The sequence below is a fragment of the Aeromonas sp. 2HA2 genome (assembly GCF_029237345.1).
Taxonomy (GTDB): domain Bacteria; phylum Pseudomonadota; class Gammaproteobacteria; order Enterobacterales; family Aeromonadaceae; genus Aeromonas; species Aeromonas salmonicida.
In genome coordinates, this window is sequence record NZ_JAACGB010000001.1 from 551,139 (window position 1) to 573,583 (window position 22,445).

General features: G+C 58.9%; 17 protein-coding genes. 11 read left to right on the forward strand and 6 right to left on the reverse strand.

Features of this window, described 5'->3' with window-relative positions:
• The first annotated feature begins 88 nt into the window (after nt 1-88).
• On the forward strand, nt 89-2,575 hold the full coding sequence (locus GWQ29_RS02510) for a PBP1A family penicillin-binding protein (protein ID WP_275918682.1): 2,487 nt from the start codon (nt 89-91) through the stop codon (nt 2,573-2,575).
• A 61-nt stretch (nt 2,576-2,636) separates the two neighbouring features.
• Here the strand turns inward: GWQ29_RS02510 and oxyR are convergent, their stop codons facing one another.
• The 4 genes from oxyR to GWQ29_RS02530 all read right to left on the reverse strand — a co-directional run bounded on the left by oxyR (nt 2,637) and on the right by GWQ29_RS02530 (nt 7,137).
• Entirely contained in the window at nt 2,637-3,533 is an 897-nt protein-coding gene (gene oxyR, locus GWQ29_RS02515; RefSeq protein ID WP_201302890.1) for a DNA-binding transcriptional regulator OxyR, read from the reverse strand.
• A 160-nt stretch (nt 3,534-3,693) separates the two neighbouring features.
• The gene (locus GWQ29_RS02520; RefSeq protein ID WP_275918683.1) at nt 3,694-5,334 is read right to left on the reverse strand and encodes a methyl-accepting chemotaxis protein; all 1,641 of its coding nucleotides are present in this window, start codon (nt 5,332-5,334) and stop codon (nt 3,694-3,696) included.
• Between the two features lie 224 nt (nt 5,335-5,558).
• Nucleotides 5,559-6,194: a DsbA family protein gene (locus GWQ29_RS02525; protein WP_275918684.1), complete on the reverse strand. Its 636-nt coding sequence runs from the start codon at nt 6,192-6,194 to the stop codon at nt 5,559-5,561.
• Between the two features lie 82 nt (nt 6,195-6,276).
• Nucleotides 6,277-7,137: a Vmh family MBL fold metallo-hydrolase gene (locus GWQ29_RS02530; RefSeq protein WP_111587363.1), complete on the reverse strand. Its 861-nt coding sequence runs from the start codon at nt 7,135-7,137 to the stop codon at nt 6,277-6,279.
• A gap of 128 nt (nt 7,138-7,265) precedes the next feature.
• On the opposite strand from GWQ29_RS02530, the gene GWQ29_RS02535 reads away from it, so the two are divergent.
• Nucleotides 7,266-8,165, forward strand: coding sequence for a LysR family transcriptional regulator (locus GWQ29_RS02535; RefSeq protein WP_275918685.1), 900 nt, complete (start codon nt 7,266-7,268; stop codon nt 8,163-8,165).
• Between the two features lie 67 nt (nt 8,166-8,232).
• Here GWQ29_RS02535 and GWQ29_RS02540 read toward each other — a convergent pair whose 3' ends face one another.
• A complete protein-coding gene (locus GWQ29_RS02540; protein WP_265452530.1) occupies nt 8,233-9,009 on the reverse strand; it encodes a BPSS1780 family membrane protein in 777 nt (258 codons plus the stop codon).
• Between the two features lie 176 nt (nt 9,010-9,185).
• Between GWQ29_RS02540 and GWQ29_RS02545 the strand changes: the two genes are divergently transcribed.
• Both GWQ29_RS02545 and GWQ29_RS02550 read left to right on the forward strand, forming a co-directional pair.
• The gene (locus GWQ29_RS02545) at nt 9,186-10,040 is read left to right on the forward strand and encodes a hypothetical protein (protein WP_275918686.1); all 855 of its coding nucleotides are present in this window, start codon (nt 9,186-9,188) and stop codon (nt 10,038-10,040) included.
• Nucleotides 10,041-10,087: 47 nt separating this feature from the next.
• Nucleotides 10,088-10,912 (forward strand): peptidoglycan DD-metalloendopeptidase family protein, encoded by an 825-nt coding sequence (locus tag GWQ29_RS02550; protein WP_275918687.1) that lies wholly within the window; start codon nt 10,088-10,090, stop codon nt 10,910-10,912.
• A gap of 97 nt (nt 10,913-11,009) precedes the next feature.
• Here the strand turns inward: GWQ29_RS02550 and GWQ29_RS02555 are convergent, their stop codons facing one another.
• Nucleotides 11,010-12,347, reverse strand: coding sequence for an MATE family efflux transporter (locus tag GWQ29_RS02555; protein ID WP_275918688.1), 1,338 nt, complete (start codon nt 12,345-12,347; stop codon nt 11,010-11,012).
• Between the two features lie 155 nt (nt 12,348-12,502).
• Between GWQ29_RS02555 and mscM the strand changes: the two genes are divergently transcribed.
• The 7 genes from mscM (at nt 12,503) to frdD (ending at nt 22,340) form a co-directional block, all read left to right on the forward strand.
• Entirely contained in the window at nt 12,503-15,784 is a 3,282-nt protein-coding gene (mscM, locus tag GWQ29_RS02560; RefSeq protein ID WP_275918689.1) for a miniconductance mechanosensitive channel MscM, read from the forward strand.
• Nucleotides 15,785-15,808: 24 nt separating this feature from the next.
• Entirely contained in the window at nt 15,809-16,534 is a 726-nt protein-coding gene (locus GWQ29_RS02565; protein ID WP_275918753.1) for a glycerophosphodiester phosphodiesterase, read from the forward strand.
• Nucleotides 16,535-16,651: 117 nt separating this feature from the next.
• Entirely contained in the window at nt 16,652-18,529 is a 1,878-nt protein-coding gene (locus GWQ29_RS02570; protein ID WP_099994083.1) for a methyl-accepting chemotaxis protein, read from the forward strand.
• A 516-nt stretch (nt 18,530-19,045) separates the two neighbouring features.
• Entirely contained in the window at nt 19,046-20,830 is a 1,785-nt protein-coding gene (gene frdA, locus GWQ29_RS02575) for a fumarate reductase (quinol) flavoprotein subunit (protein ID WP_275918690.1), read from the forward strand.
• On the forward strand, nt 20,823-21,557 hold the full coding sequence (locus tag GWQ29_RS02580; RefSeq protein WP_042867664.1) for a succinate dehydrogenase/fumarate reductase iron-sulfur subunit: 735 nt from the start codon (nt 20,823-20,825) through the stop codon (nt 21,555-21,557). The genes frdA and GWQ29_RS02580 overlap by 8 nt, the downstream gene beginning before the upstream one ends.
• A gap of 16 nt (nt 21,558-21,573) precedes the next feature.
• Nucleotides 21,574-21,972 (forward strand): fumarate reductase subunit C, encoded by a 399-nt coding sequence (locus tag GWQ29_RS02585; RefSeq protein ID WP_021138209.1) that lies wholly within the window; start codon nt 21,574-21,576, stop codon nt 21,970-21,972.
• Nucleotides 21,973-21,983: 11 nt separating this feature from the next.
• Nucleotides 21,984-22,340 carry a fumarate reductase subunit FrdD gene (gene frdD / locus GWQ29_RS02590; RefSeq protein WP_168236496.1) on the forward strand — a complete coding sequence of 119 codons (357 nt, stop codon included), beginning with the start codon at nt 21,984-21,986 and terminating at the stop codon, nt 22,338-22,340.
• The last annotated feature ends 105 nt before the right edge of the window (nt 22,341-22,445 follow it).

A 22,445-nucleotide genomic window follows, 5' to 3' on the forward strand; every position in this document is an offset into this window, starting at 1 on the left:
TACGAACAGGAAAACCTCGAATTTACGGAGGCAAAAGGGCTATACTCTGCGCCCGTTGGCTAATTTTAAGACGATTGGTAGTTCTTCCATGCTGAAATGGCTCGTACGCCTGTTTATTGTCATGATACTGGGTGCAGTGCTGGGTGTTGCCAGCCTCATCGGTATCTACTTCTACATCAAGCCCCAATTGCCGGATGTGACCGCTCTGCGCGACGTCAAGCTGGCCACCCCGATGAAGGTGTACAGCCGGGATGGGGAATTGATCTCCCAATTTGGCGAAATTCGTCGCATCCCTCTGCATCTGAACGAAATTCCCCAATCCATGATCGATGCCGTGCTCGCGACCGAGGATGCCCGCTTCTATGAGCATCCGGGTATCGACCCGATCGGTATCGTTCGGGCGGCCACTGTCTGGGCTGTTTCCGGCCAGGCTCGCCAGGGTGCCAGTACCATCACCCAGCAGGTCGCCCGCAACTTCTTCCTGAGCAACGAAAAAACCATAGTGCGCAAGGTCAAGGAGGTGTTTCTGGCCTGGCGCATCGAGCAGAATCTCTCCAAAGACGAAATTCTGCAGCTCTATCTGAACAAGATCCCCCTCGGTTACCGTGCCTTCGGGGTCGGCGCAGCCGCTCAGGTCTACTTCGGCAAAGAGGTCAAGGATTTGACCCTGGACGAGATCGCCATCATAGCCGGCTTGCCCAAGGCACCGTCCATGCTGAACCCGATCCGTTCACCGGAACGTGCCTTTGCCCGCCGCAACGTGGTGCTGGGTCGTATGCTGGAAACCGGCAAGATCACCCAGGCCCAGTATGACGAGGCGTCCAAGATGCCCATCAAGGCCCGTTATCACGGTGCCGAGATCACCCTCAATGCTCCCTATCTGGGAGAGATGGTGCGCCAGAAGATGGTGCAGCAGTTCGGTGAAGATGCCTACACCATGGGCCTGCACGTCTATACCACTGTCAGTGCCAAGCGCCAGCGCGCCGCCCGTCAGGCCTTGCTGGATGGGGTGTTCGACTATGACACTCGTCATGGCTACCGTGGCGTGACAGCACTGCTGTGGAAATCAGGTGAAGTCGATTGGGATTACGAGCAGATAATGGCCCATCTGGCCAAGCAACCTACTTATGAACCCCTGATGGCGGCCGTGGTCACCAAGCTGGATGACAAAGGGGCGACCCTGGTGCTGAAAAATGGCAAGCAGGCTGAGCTTGGCTGGAACGGCATCAAGTGGGCTCGCGCCTTCATCACAGACGATCGCCAGGGCTACGCCCCCCGTTCCGCCCGTGATGTGCTGAAAGTTGGCGCCCAAATCTGGGTCCGGGAGAAGGGCGAAGCCTTGCTGCTCTCCCAGATCCCCGAGGTCAATGCTGCTCTGGTGGCCATGAATCCGCAGGATGGTGCCATCGAGGGGCTGGTCGGCGGTTTCAGCTTCGAGCTGTCCAAATTCAACCGGGTCGATCAGGCACGCCGCCAGATAGGTTCCAACATCAAGCCTTTCCTCTATGCCACAGCGCTTGAGCAGGGTTATACCCTGGCCTCCCTCATCAACGATGCCCCCATCAACCAGTGGGATCCCTCCAAGGGCCCCATGTGGCAGCCTAAGAACTCCCCGGCCATCTACGAAGGCCCCACCTCACTGCGTCTCGGCCTTGCCAAGTCCAAGAACGTGATGTCGGTGCGGCTGATGCGCGCCATCGGTCTGGACACCTATATCGACGGTCTGACCCGCTTCGGATTCGCGCGCGATACCATCTCCGCCAACGAATCGCTGGCTCTGGGCGCCGCCGAATTCACCCCGCTGGAAGTGGTGCGTGGCTATTCAGTCCTTGCCAATGGCGGCTTCCAGGTGACCCCCTACTTCATCACGGAAGTAGTCGACAGCTTTGGCGTTCCCGTTTATCAGGCCAATCCGGCTGCAGCCTGCCGTGATTGCGGCGTACTGGCAGCGGCAGGCCTCGACAGTGCCGATGCCTATGCCAATACAGCTCCTGACTGGAAGGCCCAGTGCCCTATCGATCCTGTCGTGCCCAACAACATGGCGCCGCAGACCATCAGTGCCCAGAGCGCCTTCCTGGTCACAGATACCCTGACCACCGCCATCTGGGGTGGCAATGGCTGGCGTGGTACCGGCTGGCGCGCGGCGCGGGATCTCAAGCGTCACGATATCTCCGGCAAGACGGGTACCACCAACGAATCCCGTGATGCCTGGTTCTCCGGCTATACCCCGAATCTGGTCGCCACCTCCTGGATCGGTTTTGACAACCACCAGCGTGGTTTGGGCCGGGCCGAGTTTGGTGGTGGTGCTGCGCAGCCCATCTGGATCGACTTCATGAAGACGGCGCTCAAACAGGTGCCCGAGCGCAAGATGCCGGTACCGGAGGGGATCGTCACGGTGCGGATCGACCGTGAAACCGGTCTGCTGACCAACCGCGCAGACGGCAGCACCGAGGAGTTCTTCAAGGAAGGCACGGAACCGACCCGCTTTGCGACCCAGAGCTCGGACGGCAATCAGGTGTATGGCGGCGATGGCTCGCCCACTGACGGCCCCGTCTCCACCGACGATATCTTCTAAGCAACACCAGATGACAAAACCGGCGCCAAGGCGCCGGTTTTCTTTTTCTACGTCTGCAATGTCAGCCGAGCAGGCTCTTCATCAGGCTGGAAATGCGGGAGGCCAGCTCGTTGAAGCAGGGCCTGCGTACCGAGTAGTGACGATAGAGCAGTGAGATGGTGCGCCCCGGTACTGGGTCGACCACAGGCCGATAGCTGACGCCGCCCTCCTCGGCATTGGCGGGTACGGCAAGCCTGGGCACCAGGGTCATGCCACTGCCGGCAGCGACCATGTTGCGCAGCGTCTCCAGACTGGTGCCCTTGAAGCGTTGATCCTCACCGATGCCGGCGGCAAAACAGAATCCCATCGCCTGATCCCGCAAGCAGTGACCATCGGCCAGCATCAGCAGTTTCTTGCCCTTGAGATTGCTGAGCGGCACAGCCCTGGCCTTGGCTTCCGGGTGGTGCTGCGGCACCGCCAGCCACATGGGCTCCTGATAGAGGGGGATGGCGCCAAACCCTTCCATGCCGTCCAGCTCGGCGAGGATGAGGCAATCCAGCTCTCCCTCCTCCAGCCGTTTGAGCAGCAACTGGGTCTGCTCCTCATAGAGGTAGAACTCCAGCTTGGGAAAATGCTCGCGCAGATCCTGAATGATGTGGGGCAACAGATAGGGACCGACGGTGGGAATGAAGCCGATATGGATCTCGCCAGACATGGGCTCGGCAAAATGCTGGCCTATGTTCTTGAGTTCACGCACCTCTTTTAGCACCTTGCGCGCCTGATGGGCCATCGCATCACCGGCCGGGGTAAACAGCACCTTGCGCGAGGTACGCTCAATCAGGATCACCCCCAGCTCATCCTCCAGCTTGCGCAGCTGACCGCTCAGGGTCGGCTGGCTGACAAAGCAGCGCTCCGCCGCCTTGCGAAAGTGTTTCTCCTCTTCCAGTGCCACCAGATACTCGAGATCGCGAAGGTTCATACATCCAGAATCCTGCCAACCAAATAGGCCATTAGCATGCCCAAGAAAGACAGGAGGGACAAGGGATGGTGACTGAATGGAAAAAGCGGGGGGATGGAAAAACAAAACGGGCCCGGATCCAGGATCCGGGCCCGCTCAAGCTGCGAGTGTCAAACCGTCATTACACCCGGAAGCGGCGAACCATCTCCTGCAGCTGGTTCGCCAGATGATTGAGGTCGTTACAGGCTTGCGCCATCTGGGTCGCACCAGCCGCCACCTCTTCCGAGGCGTGGCTGATGTTGACCACGTTGCGGTTGAGTTCTTCGCTCACTGCCCCCTGCTCTTCGGTTGCGGTGGCAATCTGGATGTTCATGTGGGAGATGCTCTCTACCGAATTGCTGATCTCCGAAATGGACAGTCCCGCCTCCCGGGCTGTGCTCACGGTGGAGTTCATCATCTCCTGGCTCTGCTGCATGGTAGTGCCAGCCTGCTCGGCCCGCTGCTGCAGCTCGGCGATGATGGTGTTGATCTGGGAAGTGGAGTCCTGAGTGCGTTTGGCCAGGGTGCGCACTTCATCGGCCACCACGGCAAACCCACGGCCCTGCTCACCGGCCCGTGCAGCTTCGATGGCGGCGTTCAATGCCAGCAGGTTGGTCTGCTCGGCTATGCCACGAATGACCTCCAGCACCATGCCGATATTGCGGCTGTCATCGCCGAGCTGGCGGATCACCACTGCCGTGCTCTCGATGGCACCGGCCACCTGCTCAATGCGTTTGATGGAGTCGTTGACGGTATTGGCTCCCAGCTCGGCGGAGCTGCTTACCTGAGTCGCGGCACTGGCGGCGTCACTGGTATTGCGGGAGACCTCCTGCACTGTGGCCTGCATCTCGTTCATGGCGGTGGCCAGCTGGTTCAGCTCATGCTGCTGATTGTTCATATTGCTGGCGGATTGACGGGCGACGGCGCTTATCTCTTCCGCCGCTGAGCTGAGTTGCACCACAGAGCCAGACACCTCGCTGACCAGATTGCGCAAATTTCCCTGCATCTCGCCAAACCCCTTGGCCAGCTTGCCCAACTCGTCGTTATTGAACCACTTCAAGTCGAGGTGAGCAGCCAGGTCCCCCGCTGCGACCTTGCCCACCAGCTCCAGCAATTTGTTGACCGGTTGCTTGACCTGCTGGGTCAGATACCAGGCCACCAGCACCACAAAGATCAGTGTCACCAGTCCGATGGCCACACTGAGCTGCTTGGCGGACTCGTATGTCTGATCGCCGTTTCGCTCCATCGTCCGCCCAATCCGATCATTAATCTCATGCAAAGTCGTGGTTAACTTGATCGCCTGATCCAGTGTCGTCCGTGTCAAGCCGTCCCGATACTCGCCAATGCGGGCACCATCGTTCTGCATCACAGCCTGATAGAGCTGATCATGAGCACTGAAATATGCCTCACCTGCTGGCTGCAAGGCTGCATATGTCTGCTCTTCATCGGTTGCATTGAATGTCAGGCGCCCATAGTCAGCCACAGCCTTGGCAAAACGCCCTTTTGCTTCAGTGACGCTGTCGTTGCGTCTTGTGATGTCGGCGCTGTCATTGTTGGCCAGTGCAATCACCATGGCCAACTGGGCTCTGCGCGCATCCAGCAAGGCTACCTGCATCTGACTTGCATACCGAATGGAAGGTACCAGATTATCGGTAATGAGCTGGGTATTGTTGTTCAGGTAAGAGAGCCGGGAAATCCCGAAGCCTGCCAGCACAAACACAAGCAGCGCCAGCACCGCAAACCCTGTACTCAACTTCTGACCGATAGACATATTTTTGAACATGATTGATATCCTTGGCAGCTGGACGCAAACCCGTGGAGCCATGCTCCCGAGCAACTTCCCATAAAGCATAGCGTGATGAGTGCAAGCGGATGATTTTCAAACTATCCGTCAATCGATATAACGTCATATCAGCCAAGGGCTCGGCGCAAGGCGGGTAGATGAAAAGCGGCATCTCGCCACCAAGCCTCCTGCTCATCCTGCGCCTCAACAGCAGGGGAAGGAATTCAACGCCCCATCAGCTCCCGGAGCTTGCGAGCAAATGCATCCGGTTCCCCCAGGAAGGACGAAGCCGACACAGGCGTCACTTTGGCACCCTGCACCAGACCCAGAGTGGGATAGCCCTGACCGCCGAGGCGGCGCATCCAGCCCTGGCTGTCCGCCAGATGAGTAGTCAGATCCACGTTCTGATAGGCATCAACAAATGCAGCTGAGTCAATGCCCTGCTCTGCCGCCAGGCTGCTCAGGTGCGCGAGGGAACCGACCCAGATGCCATCGCGATAATGGGACTGCTGGATGCGATGAAGCAGGGCCAGGCCATTGCCACCCAACGCCGTGATCGCCAGGATGGCACGGATGGGCTGCTCCGAATCGAGCAAGAGGCCATCACTGAGCAGCAAGTCGTTGAAGTAGTACTCGCCGAAGGGTTGGCCGGTCAGGGCCTGGATCCGCTCGTCATGAGGGCGAACGTAATCGCGCAGGGCCAGGCCCATGGGCTGGCGACGCTCGCCAAGCCAGAGGCCGCCGGCATGGAGTTCAATGCGAAGGCCCGCTATCCCGGTAGCCGCTTGCAACAAGGGGGCTGCGCCATAGCACCAGCCGCAGAGGGGGTCATATACGTAATGCAGGCTTGTCTCTTTCATGTGATTCACTCTCGATTGTCTGGCTAAAAAAAACCGGGCCCCAGGGCCCGGTAAAAAACACAGGGAAAGCAGGCTCAGTGGTTTACCACTTCATTTCGCCGGTGTTGACCTTGGCACCAATGGCCAGGCCGTCATCAACCGGCAGGGACGGGAAGGCTTTCTTCATGCTTTCAATCAACTCGCCAGAATTCTTGGATGTGGCCAGCTCCTGCTCGAAACGCTGTACGTAGTCACGGGTAAAGGTCACGGCTTCGGTTCCCTTGGGCTCAGTGCCCAGGAAGTGGCCCGGTACGACGCGCTCGGGCTTCATCGCCTGCAATTCGTTGAGGGTCTTCACCCAGTGAGCACGGGCTTCCTTGGTCTGGCTGTCCGCCATCCACACGTGAACACCGTGATAAACCGGTACGCCACCGAATGCGGTCTTGATGGACGGCGCCCAGAGGTAAGCGGTCGGGGTGTTCATCTCTTTGATTTCAATCTTTTCCCCTTCCAGGGTCAGGTGGTTGGCCGTCAGTACCTGAGGTACTGTCAGGCTCTTGGGTGAACCTTCGCCCAGTATGGGTCCCCAATAGGTCAGCTTGTCATCTTTGGTCTTGTTGATGTGGTCGATCACATGCTGGTCTGCCAGCACTTTGACGCCTGGGAATGCAGCCAGGATGGGCTCCAGACCGAAGTAGAAATCGGGGTCGCCCGCACTGATATAAACGGTGGTCAACTGCTTGCCGCTTTTCTTGATCATGTCGACCAGGGCCTGACCGTTTTTCACATCAAACTGGGCGTCGATCAGAATGGCCTCTTTGTCGCCAGCCACCAGGGAGGAAGAGACCGGGAAGATCGCTTTCTCGCCCGGGTTGTAGACAGTCACGGTCAGGGGGCCCGCCAGGGCAGCGCCACTCAACAGGGTGGTAGCCAGGGTCAGATTGCGGATCAGGGTATTGTTCATCGGGTATTCCTTATCAAGTCATCGGGTGGTTCATCAGATGGACACAGTTTATTGGATCATTAACGGTACAAATACAGCATAATAAGCGCATCACTATTGCATTAATCGAACATATAGAGGACCTGCACATGGATCGACTGACCGCATTACGGGTCTTTGTCAGCGTAGTCGAACAGGGCAGCCTGAGTGGCGCCGGGGAGAAGCTGGAGATGTCACGCGCCATGGTGACGCGCTATCTGGCGGAACTGGAACAGTGGATGGGGGCTCGTCTGCTGCATCGCACCACACGCAGACTGAGCCTGACCGGCCCGGGGGAAGAGGCACTGAACCGGGCCAGAGCCATGCTGGCGCTGGGGGAAGAGATGGAGCAGATCGCCATCCGGGGCGATGAGGCTCCCAAGGGACAACTGCGTATCACCAGCAGCTACTCCATATCGGAGGCCCTGCTAGTGGGAGCGGCCAATGACTACCTGGCCCAGTATGCGGGTACCGCCATCGATATACTGCTGCTGGACCGCACCGTCAATCTGGTGGAGGAGCGGATCGACTTGGCCATTCGCATCACCAATGATCTGGACCCCAACCTGGTGGCCCGCCGGCTCGGCACCTGCCACTCAGTGGTCTGTGCCAGCCCGGCTTATCTGGCAAGGCACCCGACTCCACAGAAAGTGCAGGATCTCGCCCTGCACAACTGCCTCACCTACACCTATTTTGGCAAGAGTCTGTGGGAGTTTCAGGGGCCGGCCGGACCGGAATCTGTGCCAGTCAGCGGCAATCTCAGCGCCAACATCTCCAACCTGCTGCTGGAGGCCACACTGGGCGGGGCAGGCATCAGCATGCAGCCCCGCTACTCGGCGCAACCTTATCTGGAAAGCGGTGCTCTGGTGCCCCTGCTGAGCCAGTGGCAACCCAAGCGGCTCGGCGTCTACGGTGTGTATGGTACCCGCAAACAGATGTCTCCCCTGCTGCGCAGCTTCCTCGATTTTTTGGTGGTCAGAATGGGGGCCGACCCCATGTGGCAGGAGTAAAGCGACGTCATGCAAAAGGGGCCCGCAGGCCCCTTGTCATTGTATATTCCGGTCAGTTGTAGCCGGATCAGGCTTCAAAACCGGTCAATGGCGCCTCGGACTGAGCCTCCTGAGCCACATCCAGATAGATGTCCCGATACGCCACATAGATGGAGTAGTTGAGGGCTGGTATCACCACCAGCAGGCCAATCAACATCAGGGCGGCGCCAAACAGCATCAGACCAGCCGTGATCAGGCCCCACCAGAGGAAAGGCCACATGTTGGTGAGACAGCCCCTGAAACTCAATCTGGCTGCCTGCAATATGCCCATATTGTGGAAATAGATAAGGGCGGGTGCGAAGGTGATGGCCATCAGCACCGGGATCAGCAGTGCCAGTCCCAGCAACAGACAGAGCAAGAGCCCTTGCGCCTGAGCCACGCTCACCACCATGGATTCGGGATCCTGGGTCAGCAGGGAGGTCAGCCCCCACATGGAGAGCAGCCCCAGGCAAATGAGGCCGATCAGAGTGAACAGGGCCAGCACCAGCAGACCCCCCAGCATCAGCGGGGTCAGCTTGTTGCGAAACCCGGCGAAGAAGTCGGCAAACTTGAGCTCATTTCCCTCATAGCCCCGATGGGCCACGACCACCCAGCCAGCACCCCACACCATATAAAGCAACTGGGAGATGAGGCCGCCCGCCGGCAGGCTATCCAGCAGCAGACCGACCGCAAACCAGATCAGGACCATGGCGACGCTGACACCCATGCCCTTGTTGAAAATATCGAAGCCGGATCGTACCCAGACCCAGCCACGCCCGATGGGGTGACGGGCGGGTTCGGCTCGCAGGGGGGACAATCCATTCATAACGTTTCCTCAGATGATAACGGGCTGGCTGCCGATTCTAGAGCCATGGGCCGGCTGACTCAATGGCGGTGACCATAGGTGAGCACTTCGCATGTCATGGCTGCTTGTATCAGGCGTTACGGTTATCATGAGAGACCCCCGCACCAGGGGCATTCACTTATTCAAGAGAATCCAAGATGCGTAAACTTCATCTGGCACTGATCCTGCTGGCCTCACTGCTGCTCAATCTCTGGCAATGGCAGGCCCAGCCTGCCACCGCAGACCATTCCCAACCCGAGCCCGATACCGGCCCCCGGACGGCGCAGTGCGATGGGGCTGCAAACCCGAACGCCAGCCAGAGCACGGGCCAGAACCTGATGGCCAAGCTGCCCGGCAAAAAAACGCAAGGGGAGCCAGCTACCACTCAGGAAGCCATTCCCCCCAATCCGGAGCTGGAGGCCGCCATCAGCCAGTGGAGCCAGTCCAGCGACGGCTCTGTGCTGATCGAGCGCCTCTACGATGCAGAGCAGGGCCGCCATCTCACCACGGTATTCGACCGGCTGGACGTAGTGGAAGATGTGCGCGGTCAGGTGCTGGAGCTGTTGCGCGAGCTCTACCGCCTCGGCTTCGATCACCCCGATGCCTATGAGCAGGAGAGCCAGCGGATCTGGAGCAATATCAGCAACCTGCTGGGTGAGGATACCCGCACCCGGCTGGAGCAGGATCTCTACTCGGGTGACATCAATCGGCTGCTGGAGATCCAGGGCCGGCTGGCGGAACGCGGCGAGCTGCTGGCCCCCGACCAGCGCCAATCCCTGACGCGTCTGCTCAGTGATGCCAACCAGCAACTGTCCCAGCAGGAGAGTGGCGATGCCAGTACCTATCTGGAAAACCAGAAGGCCTATACCCAACGCGTGCTGGAGAGCAGCCGAGCCTTCCTGAACCCGAGCCAGCTGAAAGTGCTGCAAGAGATGCTGGAGCTGGATCTGGTGCGCCAGGAGGTCTCGGTCCAGATGGAGGCCATCTACCAGCACTTCCAGCCAGCCTCCTGATGCCCTTAACCTTGTTCGTTTGACCCAACCCATAGCGTGGATCTGTCATGAGAGTCGTTTGTTGTCTGTTGTTGCTATTGGCCAGCCAGTCCGCCCTCGCCGAGGGATTTATCAGCCGTCTGCTCAATCACCCAGTACCCGGGGGTGTGGCCGTGGTACCACTCGGGAATGGGCTGCAGGCCCCCACAGTCCGCTATCAGGACAAGCCTGTGCTGGTCGTGCGAGAGGATGGCCAACGCTGGATTGCCATCGTCGGCATTCCCCTCAAAACCCCGCAGGGAACCCAGCAGCTGACGGTCAATGATGGCCGCACCCTCAGCTTCACTGTCACGCCCAAGCACTATCGCGAGCAGCACATCAAGCTCAAGAACAGCCGCCAGGTCAATCCGCTGGCCGAAGACATGGTGCGCATCAGCCGCGAACTGGCCGAGCAGACCCTGGCCTATCAGACCTTCAGTCCCACCCAACCCAGCAATTTGCTGTTCGACAAACCGGTCAAGGGGCCCCTCTCCAGCCCGTTTGGTCTGCGCCGCTTCTTCAATGGCGAGGAGCGCAACCCCCACTCAGGACTCGACTTCGCGGTCGGTGCCGGTACCCCCATCAAGGCACCGGCCGCCGGCAAGGTGATCCTGATTGGCAACTACTTCTTCAACGGCAATACGGTGTTCGTCGATCACGGCCAGGGGCTCATCAGCATGTTCTGTCACATGTCCAAGGTGGACGTGAAGCTGGGCCAGAGCCTGCCCCGCGGCGGCATCGTCGGTCGAGTCGGCGCAACCGGCCGTGCCACCGGCCCCCATATGCACTGGAACGTCAGCCTCAACGATGCCAGGGTCGATCCCGCCATCTTTATCGGGGCCTTCAAGCCCTGACTCGAGACAGCCAATCCAGCGCATCAGCCATGATGAGCAGACCGGATAAAACAGAAAAGGCAGCCAGGGCTGCCTTTTTCTGTTTTGGGGATACCGCTCAATGGGCGGAAATGTGCAATCCCGCTTCTTTGCGCATGGCGCGCCACATCACCAGCACCAGCACAGTGCTGCAAGTCGGCAACGCCAGCCAGACACCTGATACCCCCCACAGGGAGGAGAAGCCCCACAGGAAGCCGCCGATCAGCACCAGCTTGCCGCCGGTGAGCAGGGAGGCGATGCGCGCCCGGTTGATGGCCTGGAAGTAGGTTGCCCCCACCAGCAGCAAACCCTCCATCGGCAGGCCCCAGAAGTAGAGCCAGATGCCGAGGCTCGCCACCGGCAGGAGGGCCGCATTGTCGCCGGCAAATAGGTAGACGACCCCCTCAGGCCACAGATAGAGCGGGATCATGCCGCACAGTGCCACCAACAGGGTGACCCCCAGCGCCAGGTTGCGCACACGCAACACCCGTTGCCAGTTGCCCGCCCCCGCGTTGAAGCTGGCGATGGGCTGTATGCCCATGGCGATCCCCTCGAAGATGAGATAGAAGAAGGCTTCGCTATAGCTGATGACGCCATAGGCTGCCACGTGCAGCGAGGTGCCCACCGCCAGCAGCGCCTTGTTGTGCATCGCCAGCACCACCGACAGGTAGAGGTACATCAGAAAGCTCGATATCCCGAGGCGCAGTGTCTCCCCCATCAGCCGCCAGTTCGGCGTCAGGGTATCCCAGCGAATACGCAACTGGCTGCGGGGGGTGAAAAAGTGCCACAGACAGAGTCCGCCGGTCACGGCTTGAGATAGCATGGTCGCAATGGCCGCCCCCGCCAGTCCCCAGGGAATGACTGCCATCAGCAGATAGTCGAGCAGCACGTTGAGCACGCCACCGCCGACCAGGATCCAGGTGGTGAGACCCGGTCGCCCGTCGTTGCGCAGCAAGGCGGTAAATGCCATGGAGAGCACGGCAAATACCCCGAGCAAGGCATACCAGCGCAGATAAGCCATGCCAGCGTTGAAGATCTCCCCCTCGGCTCCCATCCAGGAGAGCATGGCCTCACCATAGCGAATGCCGATAAAGGTGAGCACGGCCGAGGCCATCAGCACCATCACCAGCGCATTGCCGACGATGTGACGCGCAGTTGCCTGTTCCCCCTTGCCGAGATAGAAGGAGGCGAGCGACGAGGAGCCCATGCCGATCAGCGCCCCCACCGCATAGAGCACGGCGCAGATGGGATACGCCAGCATCATGCCCGCCAGTCCGTCCTGACCCAGGATATGGCCGACGAAGATGCCGTCTATGGTGACATAGATGCCGGTGACCAGCATGGCGGCCACGGTCGGCGTGACGTAGCGCAAAAACAGGCGAGAGAGTGGGGCCGTGCCCAGATCGACTGCAGACATAAGATGCTCAAAGGAGGGAGAAACGGCCAGAATCATAGCCAAACAAGGCCAGGATCGCCCGTTATTTATGTTACAAATCATTAATATGGAAAACTTTACCCGCTCCGGCCCCTGCTTTAGGCTAGGGCGACCTCTCATGAACGGAAACGTGCGCCATGTTGCAACGCCTGCTCTCTCTGCTGCTGCTCTCCCTCTCTCTCTTTCCCGTGCTCGTACAGGCCGATGACGCCATCACCCAGGTAGAGGAGTTGCTGCAGAGCGTCCCCAAGACGGACACCCCGGAAAACCAGAAATTGCGGGAGAGTTATCAACAGGCGCTGCAGTTTGCCCGGGAAGCCCAGCGCTATCGTGAGCAGGGCAAGGCCTATCAGCAAATCCTGATTGATTACCCCAAGGAGTCGGCCCGTCTCAAGGAGAGCCTGCACAACTACCAGCCCCAGTCCCGCCCGTCCCTCTCCTCCCTGAAAGAAGAAGCCCTGCGCCAGGCCATCGGCCTGAGCAGCAACCGTCAACTCAACCTGCGCAAGGAGCGTCAGGCGGTGATGGACAGCCTCAACCAGTTGGAGAGCACGGGCCAGGAGTACCACCTGAGGGTCGACGAGCTGCGCAAGCAGTTGCAGCAGACCCGCACCCTGCTCGACCGACTCAGCTTCAGCAGCGAGTCGGATCGCCTGCAGGAAGCCCAGCGGCTGGCCACCCGCCTCAAGGAGCAGAGCCTCTCCGACCGGATCCAGATGCTGGAGCTGGAGCAGCTCTCCGCCCAGCAGCGCAACGATCTCGGCAAGCTGAAGTTGCAGGAGCTCAATCTCGCCATCACGGATGAAGACGAGTGGCAGGCCAGCCTGCTCAACCAGCAGAACCAGCTGCGCCGCGACAAGACGGAGCAGGCGCTGGCCGAAAGCGAGCGGCTGCGCAAGCAGCTCACCTCCGACATGCCGTTGCTGCTGGAGCAGCAACAGCAGAATCAGGCGCTCTCCATCCAGCTAGGCGCGCTGGAAGATCAGATAGAGCGGGTGCAGGACGATCAAAGGGCCGTCGACCAGAACCTGTCGGCCCTGAACGATCTGGTCAATTCGGTGCGGGAGCAATTGGAGTGGCTGCAGATCAGCAACGCCTACGGCGAGAACCTGCGCAGCAAGCTCTCCGACCTGCCCGCCTACTTCCCGCTCGACAAGCTGGAGTCCGCCATCGTCAACGCCCGCATGGCCAAATACCAGTACGAAACCGAGCAGGATGCCCTCAAGGATCCGCGCCAGATGCGCGAGCGGCTGATGGCCACCGACGAGGTGGCGCTCGATCGCTCCCAGCAGGCGGTACTCGACAATCTGCTCAAGGCCAGACGGCAACTGCTGACCCGTCTCAATGACGCGTCCGACAGCCTGATCCAGGAGCAGACCCGTCTCAAGCTGCTCTACAGCCGCCAGAACAGCAAGATCGACGAGATCCGCGATCTCAGCGCCAGCCACCTGTTCTGGATGCCGGACGTACGCCCGCTCACCCCGACCGTGCTGCTCGGCATTCCGGCGGCCCTCGGCCTTGCCTTCAACCCGACCAACTGGCTGCAACTGCCGCAAGCCATCGCCGAGAACAATCCCATCACCCTCACCCTGGCCGGTATCGGCATACTGGTGCTGGCCTGGTGCTGGTTCAAGCTCGCCCGCCACCTGACGCATTACAGTCAGCACATAGCACCGCGCATCGGCAAGGTCACCCAGGACAAGTTCAGCCTCACCAGCCGCCTGCTGGTGCGCTCCTTACTCGCCTCCCTGCCCCTGCCCGCCATGGTACTGATGGCGCATGGCCTGCTCGACGGCGCCTGGCAATACCCGTTCGCGGTGGCGGTCGCCCGGGGCCTGAGTGAAATCTGGTTCCTGCTGCTGGCACTCTTGATGGCACGCCACCTGACGCTGGAAAAAGGGATACTGATCCTGCATTTTCGCTGGCAGAAGGAGTGGGTACAGAAGGTGTGGAGCCAGTTTCGTACCCTGCTGCTGGTGATCATCCCCAGCTTTTTCGTGCAGGGCATGGCCAACAGCTATCAGGAACACGCTTTCTATGACTCCCTCGGCCGGATGGCGTTCATCGTCGGCGCCCTCTGGTTGCTGCTGTTCTTTGCCCGCCTCAACCGGGAGCGACTGCCGCTGACCTGGGGCCAGGCCGACATGAGCAAGCCCCATCTGCTGCACCACTTCATCTGGAACAGCCTGATGCTGGCCCCCCTGCTGGCGGTGATCGGCTCCCTGCTCGGCTACTTCTACACCTCCCGCATCCTGCTGCGTCAGCTGGAGCTCAGCTTGCTGATGGGGCTCGGCTGCCTGCTCATCTACTATCTGGCCCATCGCTGGATGCTGATCCAGCGCCGTCGTCTCGCCTTCGATCGGGCCAAGAGCAAACGGGCCGAGATACTCGCCCAACGCGGCCGGGAAGAGGGGAACGACGAGCTCAGCTCCGAGATACCGGACGTGGTGGAAGATACCGAGCTGGATCTGGACACCATCAGTGCCCAGTCGTTGGGGCTGGTGCGCACCCTGCTGATGCTGGGATTCACCATGCTGTTGGTGGTGCAGTGGTCCGAACTCAACTCGGCGTTCAGTTTCCTGCGCAGCATCGAAGTGTGGCACGTCACCAGCAAGATTGGCGGCATAGAGCAACTCTCACCCATCACACTGCAGGACCTGATGCTGACGGCATTCACCTTCATACTGACGGTGGTCACTGCCCGCAACCTGCCGGGCCTGATGGAGCTGACCCTGCTCCAGCACCTGAGCCTCTCCCCGGGCACAGGGTTTGCCATCACCACTGTCACCAAGTACATAGTGCTGGTAGTGGGGGCGCTGAGCGGCTTCTCCATTCTTGGTATCGACTGGTCCAAGGCGCAGTGGATGGTGGCAGCCCTCTCGGTGGGCCTGGGTTTCGGCCTGCAGGAGATCTTCGCCAACTTCGTCTCCGGCCTCATCATACTGTTCGAGAAGCCGATCCGGCTCGGCGACACTGTCACCATCCGCGAGCTGACCGGCACAGTGACCAAGATCAAAACCCGCGCCACCACCATAGTGGACTGGGATCGCAAGGAGATCATTGTTCCCAACAAGGCCTTCATCACGGAGCAGTTCATCAACTGGTCACTCTCTGATTCCATCACCCGGGTCAAACTGCGCATCCGCATCGGCCTGACTCAGGACCCCAAACGGATACAGACCATTCTGGAAGATTCGATCAAGGCCTCCACTCTGGTGCTGGAGACCCCCACCCCCGAAGTATTCCTGATCGAGTTCACCGATTCGGCGCTGATCTACGAGATGCGCCTCTATGTGAACAGCATGGATCACCGCATGCCCATCACCCACGAGGTACACTCGCTGGTGCTGGAGAAGCTGCAACAACAGGGTATGGGACTGCCGCACCAGCAGATCGATATTCGACTTAGCCGCGCCTGAACGGGACATAAAAGGAGTTATATGATGCAGATCATCGCCCATCGCGGGGCCAGTGGCCTGGCGCCGGAAAATACCCTCAAGGCCATCCAGCTGGCGCTGGAACTGGGGGCTGCAGCCATCGAAATAGACGTGCAGCAGGCCGATGGCGAGCTGTGGGTATTCCACGACCGGCGGCTCGAGCGCTGCACTGACGGAAGCGGCGTGCTGACAGCCCAATCTTGCGCCTATCTGGCCAGTCTGGATGCCGGACAAGGGGAGTCAATCCCAACCTTGTGGCAGGTGATGACAACCATTGCCGGTCGCGCCGAGCTGCACATAGAGCTGAAAGGGGCGCACACTGCCAGCGAGGTGGCCTTGCTGACCCGGCGCGCCGAAGCCGAACTGGGTTTCACACCGGCTAAGTGGGTCGTCTCCTCCTTCCACCACCCGGAACTGGCCCGTTTCGCTGCCTTGCGACCCGAGATCCGGCTTGGGGCGCTGACCGCTACCCTACCACTCACCCTGGCGCGCTTTGCTGCCGAGCTCGGAGCCTGGTCTCTCAACTGTGATGTGGACTTCGTCGATGAGGCGCTGGTGCAGGATGCCCACAACCGCGGATTGAAAGTGCTGGTCTATACGGTCGATCATGGTGACGATCTGACCGCACTGGCGGCCATGGGGGTTGACGGCATATTTACCAACCGGCCGGATCGCTTCCTGCCCCCGAAGCAAGGGGACTCATTACTTCGGCAGGAGATCCCTAAGCGCTGATTTAGGCTATAAATTTAAGTGCGCACCGGGATACAAAAAGTTCAACTTTGGCCGATAAGAGTTGGCTCATAACAATAACACCTCACATCGCAGACTGACGCTCACAAGGATGTACACATGAACTTATCCATCAAGAACAAACTTGTCCTCGCCATCGGGGTCATTATCCTGGTCATCACAGGCCTGCAAGTCTGGTACAACACCTCCCAACTGCGCAGCGAAACCCAACGGCTGGTATGGAATATCATTGACGAAAGCTCGGTGGCCAACGTCAAGGGGATCTCCCGCTGGCTCGATGCCAGGATCAACATGGTCACCTCCACCAAGGAGGCCTTCGCCAAAGAAGATGAGCCGATCAGCCATCTGGCTCAATCCATGAACGCGGGTGGCTTTGATCTGGTTTATGCCGGCACCACTGATGGGCGCATGATCCAGAGTAAACCGACCGATCTGCCGGCCGGTTACGATCCCCGCCAACGCCCCTGGTACAAGGATGCAATGGCTGCGGGCAAACTGGCCATCACCTCACCCTATGCAGACGTCACCACTGGCCAGTTGATCGTGACCATTGCCGAACCCTTCCAGCGTGGCAATACCCAGGGGGTCATCGCCGGAGACCTCTCCATCAGCTCGCTGGTTTCTGACATTCTGGCGGTCACCACAGAAGGCACCTACGCCATTCTGGTAGACAGCAATGGCACCATCATCGCCCACCCTGATGCCTCCTTGAGTCTGAAGCCCGCCACCAGTCTGGCACCTGAGTTGACAGCGGCTTACATCAACCAGGTGGCTCACGATGGCATGATCAATGAGCTGGTGATCAGCGGCAAGAAAGAGGTCTATGACTTCAACGCTATCCCGAATACCAACTGGTATTACGGCATGATGGTGGACGAAGCCGTGGCCTATCAGTCTGTCTCCCGCATGGTCACCTCCGCCCTGCTGCAAGGCTTGCTGACCATACTGATAGTGGCCGGTTTCTCCTATGTGGCCATCAACGGTTCGCTGGCTCCGCTGAAAACCCTGGGGGAAGCCATTGCCGACCTCTCCCGTGGCAACGGCGACCTGACTCGCCGCATCAAGATCGAGCGAGAAGATGAGGTGGGTGCTGTAGCCAAGCACGTCAACACCTTCATCGATCGCATCCACGTGATGGTGCAGGATATTTCCAACTCCTCCGGTCAGCTTAACCACCAGGCCAAGTCCTCCCACAACATGGCCGAGAAATCGAGTCAGGGTCTGGCACGTCAGCAAAACGAGATCTCCCAGATCGCCACGGCAGTGCACGAAATGTCAGCTACTGCGGTGGAAGTGGCCAACAACGCCGAACAGACCGCCGATGCGGCCCGCAGCTCCTCCAGCAGTTGTGAGCATGGCAAGCAAGTCATCGCCCGCAACCAGCGTTCCATCACGGATCTCGCCACTCAGGTCAAACAGGCCTCCGGCATCATTCAGGAACTGGAGAAGAACGCCCAGGAGATCAACACCATCCTTTCGACCATCCAGGGGATCGCCGAGCAGACCAACCTGCTGGCGCTCAACGCCGCCATCGAGGCTGCACGGGCGGGTGAGCAGGGTCGTGGCTTTGCCGTAGTCGCCGACGAGGTGCGGGTGCTGTCACAACGTACTCACAGCTCCACCGTCGAGATCCGCAGCATGATTGAGACGCTGCAGCGTAATACCCAGGGCGCTGTCAGCACCATGCACGAAGGCCAGTTGCTGGCCCAGAACAGCGTGGAAGATGCGAACGATGCCACTCAGGCACTGGAGCAAATCACCACCTCCATCAACCAGATCTCCGACATGGCGACCCAGATATCCAGTGCCGCCGAGGAGCAGCGTGCCGTCACCGACGAGGTCAGTCGCAACATCCAGGCGGTCAAGGATGTCTCCGACGAGCTGGCAGTCGATGCCGACAGCTCACGCAACCTCTCTGAACAACTTAAAAATATTTCAGGTGAACTGAGCAATCAGGTCGGCATGTTCCGCATCTGATCAGCACAAACTAAAGGGGCCATGTAGGCCCCTTTTTTTATGAAAAAATGCTTTTGTTTCAATAGTTATTACCACATGAACCGTCTGGACTATGAGGAAATAAATGCTCATCCAGCACAGTTCCCCGTCATGAAACAACAAATCCCACTCCGCATTTGGATTAGTTTTTTTAACCAAAACAACCCAACACGAATTAGTGAATAATTCTTATTAAATATTTTTGATAAAAAACTTAAAAACTTTATGGGTAATACCTAAAAAGAGAGGTGTTTCTCATTTTTTTGAAAGAAAACTACGTATAATCCTGAGCTTAAAATAACCATAGCAATGACAGCGGCTGATACCGATAACTGAAGGATGGCGATAATTACGGCGTTTTCATCCAAGGAATGGGGTGATTTTAATAAAACTCACCATTGCCAAGCACTAAAACAAACCAGTTTGACTTGCATCAAGCCTGAATTTTTTTAATAGAGCAAAATCGTGCCCAGCAAATCTATCCCTAAGGAGGCAGATGTGGATATTATCAAGACCGATGTCGCCATCATCGGTGCCGGTGGTGGTGGCCTGCGTGCCGCAATCGCCATAGCAGAAGCCCACCCGGAGCTGGAGATCGCCCTGATCTCCAAGGTCTACCCGATGCGCAGCCACACAGTGGCCGCAGAGGGCGGTGCCGCCGGTGTTGTCCGTGATGATGACTCCCTCGAAAACCACTTCAACGACACCGTATCTGGTGGCGACTGGTTGTGTGAGCAAGACGTGGTCGACTACTTCGTCAACAATGCCACCAAAGAGATGGTTCAACTTGAGCACTGGGGTTGCCCCTGGAGCCGCAAGCCGGACGGCAAAGCCAACGTACGTCGCTTCGGCGGGATGAAGATCCCCCGCACCTGGTTCGCGGCTGACAAATCCGGTTTCCACATTCTGCACACCCTGTTCCAGACCTCCATCAAGTATCCGACCATCAAACGCTTCGATGAGCACTTCTGCATGGACTTGATCGTGGAAGATGGCCGCGTGCAAGGCGTCCTGACCTTCGATATCCAGAACGGTGTCTCCCGCTTCATCCAGGCCAAGTCTGTCATTCTGGCCACAGGTGGCGCCGGTCGTGTTTACCGCTACAACACCAACGGTGGCATAGTCACCGGTGATGGCATGGCCCTGGCCTACCGCCATGGTGTGCCATTGCGCGACATGGAGTTCGTTCAATATCACCCGACCGGCCTGCCAGGCACCGGCATACTGATGACCGAAGGTTGTCGCGGTGAGGGTGGCATTCTGGTCAACAAGGATGGCTACCGCTATCTGCAAGACTATGGTCTGGGCCCGGAAACCCCGGTCGGCCAGCCGAAGAACAAGCACATGGAGCTGGGTCCCCGTGACCGTCTCTCCCAGGCATTCTGGCAAGAGCAGCAGAAAGGGCGCGTGATCCAGGGCCCGATGGGCGACGTGGTTCACCTCGACCTGCGCCACCTCGGCGAGAAGTATCTGAAAGAGCGTCTGCCCTTCATCTGCGAGCTGGCCAAGGCCTACGTGGGTGTGGATCCGGTCAAGGAACCTATCCCGGTACGTCCGACCGCCCACTACACCATGGGTGGTATCGAGACCAACGGTCAGTGCGCGACCCGCATGCCTGGCCTCTACGCCCTGGGCGAGTGTGCCTCCGTCGGTCTGCACGGTGCCAACCGTCTGGGCTCCAACTCCCTGTCCGAGATAGTGGTATTCGGCAAGGTAGCGGGCGAGCACGCCGGTGAATTCGCCAAGACCCAGGCACACGGCGATACCCAAGCGCTGGCCGCCAAGGCCGAGCAGTTGATCAAGCAACACCTCTCGCTGATGGACATAGACGGTACCGAAAACCCGGCCGACATCCGCAACGAATTGGGCATGTCCATGGAAGCCGGTGTCGGTATCTACCGTACCGAAGAGCTGATGCAAGGCACCATCGACAAGATCAATGAGCTGAAGGCTCGCTACAAAAAGGTCAAGATCAACGACAAGTCCTCTGTCTTCAACACGGATCTGCTGTACGCCATCGAGCTGGGCTACATGCTGGACGTGGCCGAAGCCATGGCGCACTCCGCTCTCAACCGGAAAGAGTCCCGCGGTTCCCACCAGCGTCTGGACGGTTACGAAGAGCGTGATGACATGAACTTCCTCAAGCACACCCTCTCCTTCTACAACCAGGAAGGCGCCCCGACCATCGATTACTCCGATGTGAAGATCACTAAATCCCAACCGGCCAAGCGTGTGTACGGTTCCGAGGGTGAGAAACAAGACGAGGCTAAGAAGAATGGCTGAGATGATCGAAATTGAAATCCTGCGTTATCGCCCGGAGCAGGACAACGAGCCTTGGATGCAGACCTTTCAGGTACCTTACCTGAAAGAGATGTCCCTGCTGGATGCACTGCAATACATCAAGGATCAGCTCGACTCCACCCTGAGCTTCCGCTGGTCCTGCCGGATGGCGATCTGCGGCTCCTGCGGCATGATGGTCAACGGTATTCCCAAGCTGGGTTGCAAGACCTTCCTGCGCGATTATCTGCCGGGCAAGATGAAAATCGAGCCGCTCAACAACTTCCCGATCGAGCGCGATCTGGTGGTCGACATGTCCGATTTCATCGAGAAGCTGGAGAGCATCAAGCCCTACATCATCCCGAGCGAACCGCGCAGCCTGTGCGAGGGCGAGTACACCCAGACTCCGGCCGACATGGCGAAGTATCACCAGTTCTCCATGTGCATCAACTGTGGTCTGTGCTACGCGGCCTGCCCGCAGTATGGCATCAACAAGAAGTTCACCGGTCCGGCGGCACTGGCACTGGCCTATCGCTATAACGCCGACAACCGCGACAGCGCGTCCAAAGAGCGGATGAAGATCATCAGCCAGGACGAGGGTGTCTGGGGTTGTACCTTCGTGGGTTATTGCTCCGATGTCTGCCCCAAGGGCGTGGATCCGGCCGCAGCCATCCAGCTTGGCAAGGTCGAGAGCGCCAAGGACTACATGATCGCCATGTTCAAGCCAGATTGAGATCAGGAATGAGACCATGAACAACACCAATAGCAAACGTAAGCCTTACGTCCGCGAAATGAAGAAAGACTGGTGGCTGAAGAATGCCTTCTACACCGGTTACATGATCCGCGAAGGCACCAGCATCTTCGTCTCCATCTATGCCGTCGTGCTGATGTGGGGTCTGCTGCGTCTGGTTCAGGGTCAGGAAGCGTTCAACGGCTGGCTGGAATCCCTGCAAAGCCCGATCGCCATCCTGTTCCACGTCATCGCGCTGGCGGCCTGCCTGTTCCACGCCAAGACCTGGTTCGCCCTGGCGCCCAAGGCCATGCGCATCTTCCGTGGTGAAGACCTGGTGCCGGAGAAGCCGATCGTTATCGCCCAGTATGTGGCGTTGGCGGTGGTATCCCTGCTGATCCTGATCATCGTGGCTTGAGGAGATTAATAATGAGACGTTCTGACGAGCCCATCTACTGGGGATTGTTTGGTGCCGGTGGCATGGTGGTTGCCATGCTGCTGCCGGTGATTGTCCTCATCACAGGTCTGCTGGTGCCCATGGGCATCATGGACGTGGAGACCATGAGCTTTGATCGTGTCCACGCATTCGCCAGCTCCTGGTGGGGTGCCTGCATACTGCTGGTGATCATCGCCCTGCCGATCTGGCATGGCATGCACCGTATCTACCACGGTCTGCATGATCTGGGGATCCACACCACCAAGCTGCACCACTATGTGTTCTATGGCTTCGCCTTCCTGGTGTCTGCCATTACCGTCGGCCTGCTGATGGTGCTGGTCCTCCAGTAATCACAGCGTGACTGATTGACCAAACCGGGCCAAGTGCCCGGTTTTTTATTACTCCTCCGACGGCTAACGAACCACTCCGATGGCCGGTCTTGCCCCTTCTATGGG

What these genes read in the sequence shown, in the direction of transcription:
- GWQ29_RS02570 (WP_099994083.1), top strand. Translation starts at nt 16,652, where the DNA reads ATGAACTTATCCATCAAGAACAAACTTGTCCTCGCCATCGGGGTCATT.
- GWQ29_RS02520 (WP_275918683.1), bottom strand. Translation starts at nt 5,334, where the DNA reads ATGTTCAAAAATATGTCTATCGGTCAGAAGTTGAGTACAGGGTTTGCG.
- GWQ29_RS02530 (WP_111587363.1), bottom strand. Translation starts at nt 7,137, where the DNA reads ATGAACAATACCCTGATCCGCAATCTGACCCTGGCTACCACCCTGTTG.
- GWQ29_RS02550 (WP_275918687.1), top strand. Translation starts at nt 10,088, where the DNA reads ATGAGAGTCGTTTGTTGTCTGTTGTTGCTATTGGCCAGCCAGTCCGCC.
- GWQ29_RS02585 (WP_021138209.1), top strand. Translation starts at nt 21,574, where the DNA reads ATGAACAACACCAATAGCAAACGTAAGCCTTACGTCCGCGAAATGAAG.
- GWQ29_RS02525 (WP_275918684.1), bottom strand. Translation starts at nt 6,194, where the DNA reads ATGAAAGAGACAAGCCTGCATTACGTATATGACCCCCTCTGCGGCTGG.
- GWQ29_RS02535 (WP_275918685.1), top strand. Translation starts at nt 7,266, where the DNA reads ATGGATCGACTGACCGCATTACGGGTCTTTGTCAGCGTAGTCGAACAG.
- GWQ29_RS02545 (WP_275918686.1), top strand. Translation starts at nt 9,186, where the DNA reads ATGCGTAAACTTCATCTGGCACTGATCCTGCTGGCCTCACTGCTGCTC.
- mscM (WP_275918689.1), top strand. Translation starts at nt 12,503, where the DNA reads ATGTTGCAACGCCTGCTCTCTCTGCTGCTGCTCTCCCTCTCTCTCTTT.
- frdD (WP_168236496.1), top strand. Translation starts at nt 21,984, where the DNA reads ATGAGACGTTCTGACGAGCCCATCTACTGGGGATTGTTTGGTGCCGGT.
- GWQ29_RS02580 (WP_042867664.1), top strand. Translation starts at nt 20,823, where the DNA reads ATGGCTGAGATGATCGAAATTGAAATCCTGCGTTATCGCCCGGAGCAG.
- GWQ29_RS02565 (WP_275918753.1), top strand. Translation starts at nt 15,809, where the DNA reads ATGCAGATCATCGCCCATCGCGGGGCCAGTGGCCTGGCGCCGGAAAAT.
- GWQ29_RS02510 (WP_275918682.1), top strand. Translation starts at nt 89, where the DNA reads ATGCTGAAATGGCTCGTACGCCTGTTTATTGTCATGATACTGGGTGCA.
- oxyR (WP_201302890.1), bottom strand. Translation starts at nt 3,533, where the DNA reads ATGAACCTTCGCGATCTCGAGTATCTGGTGGCACTGGAAGAGGAGAAA.
- GWQ29_RS02555 (WP_275918688.1), bottom strand. Translation starts at nt 12,347, where the DNA reads ATGTCTGCAGTCGATCTGGGCACGGCCCCACTCTCTCGCCTGTTTTTG.
- GWQ29_RS02540 (WP_265452530.1), bottom strand. Translation starts at nt 9,009, where the DNA reads ATGAATGGATTGTCCCCCCTGCGAGCCGAACCCGCCCGTCACCCCATC.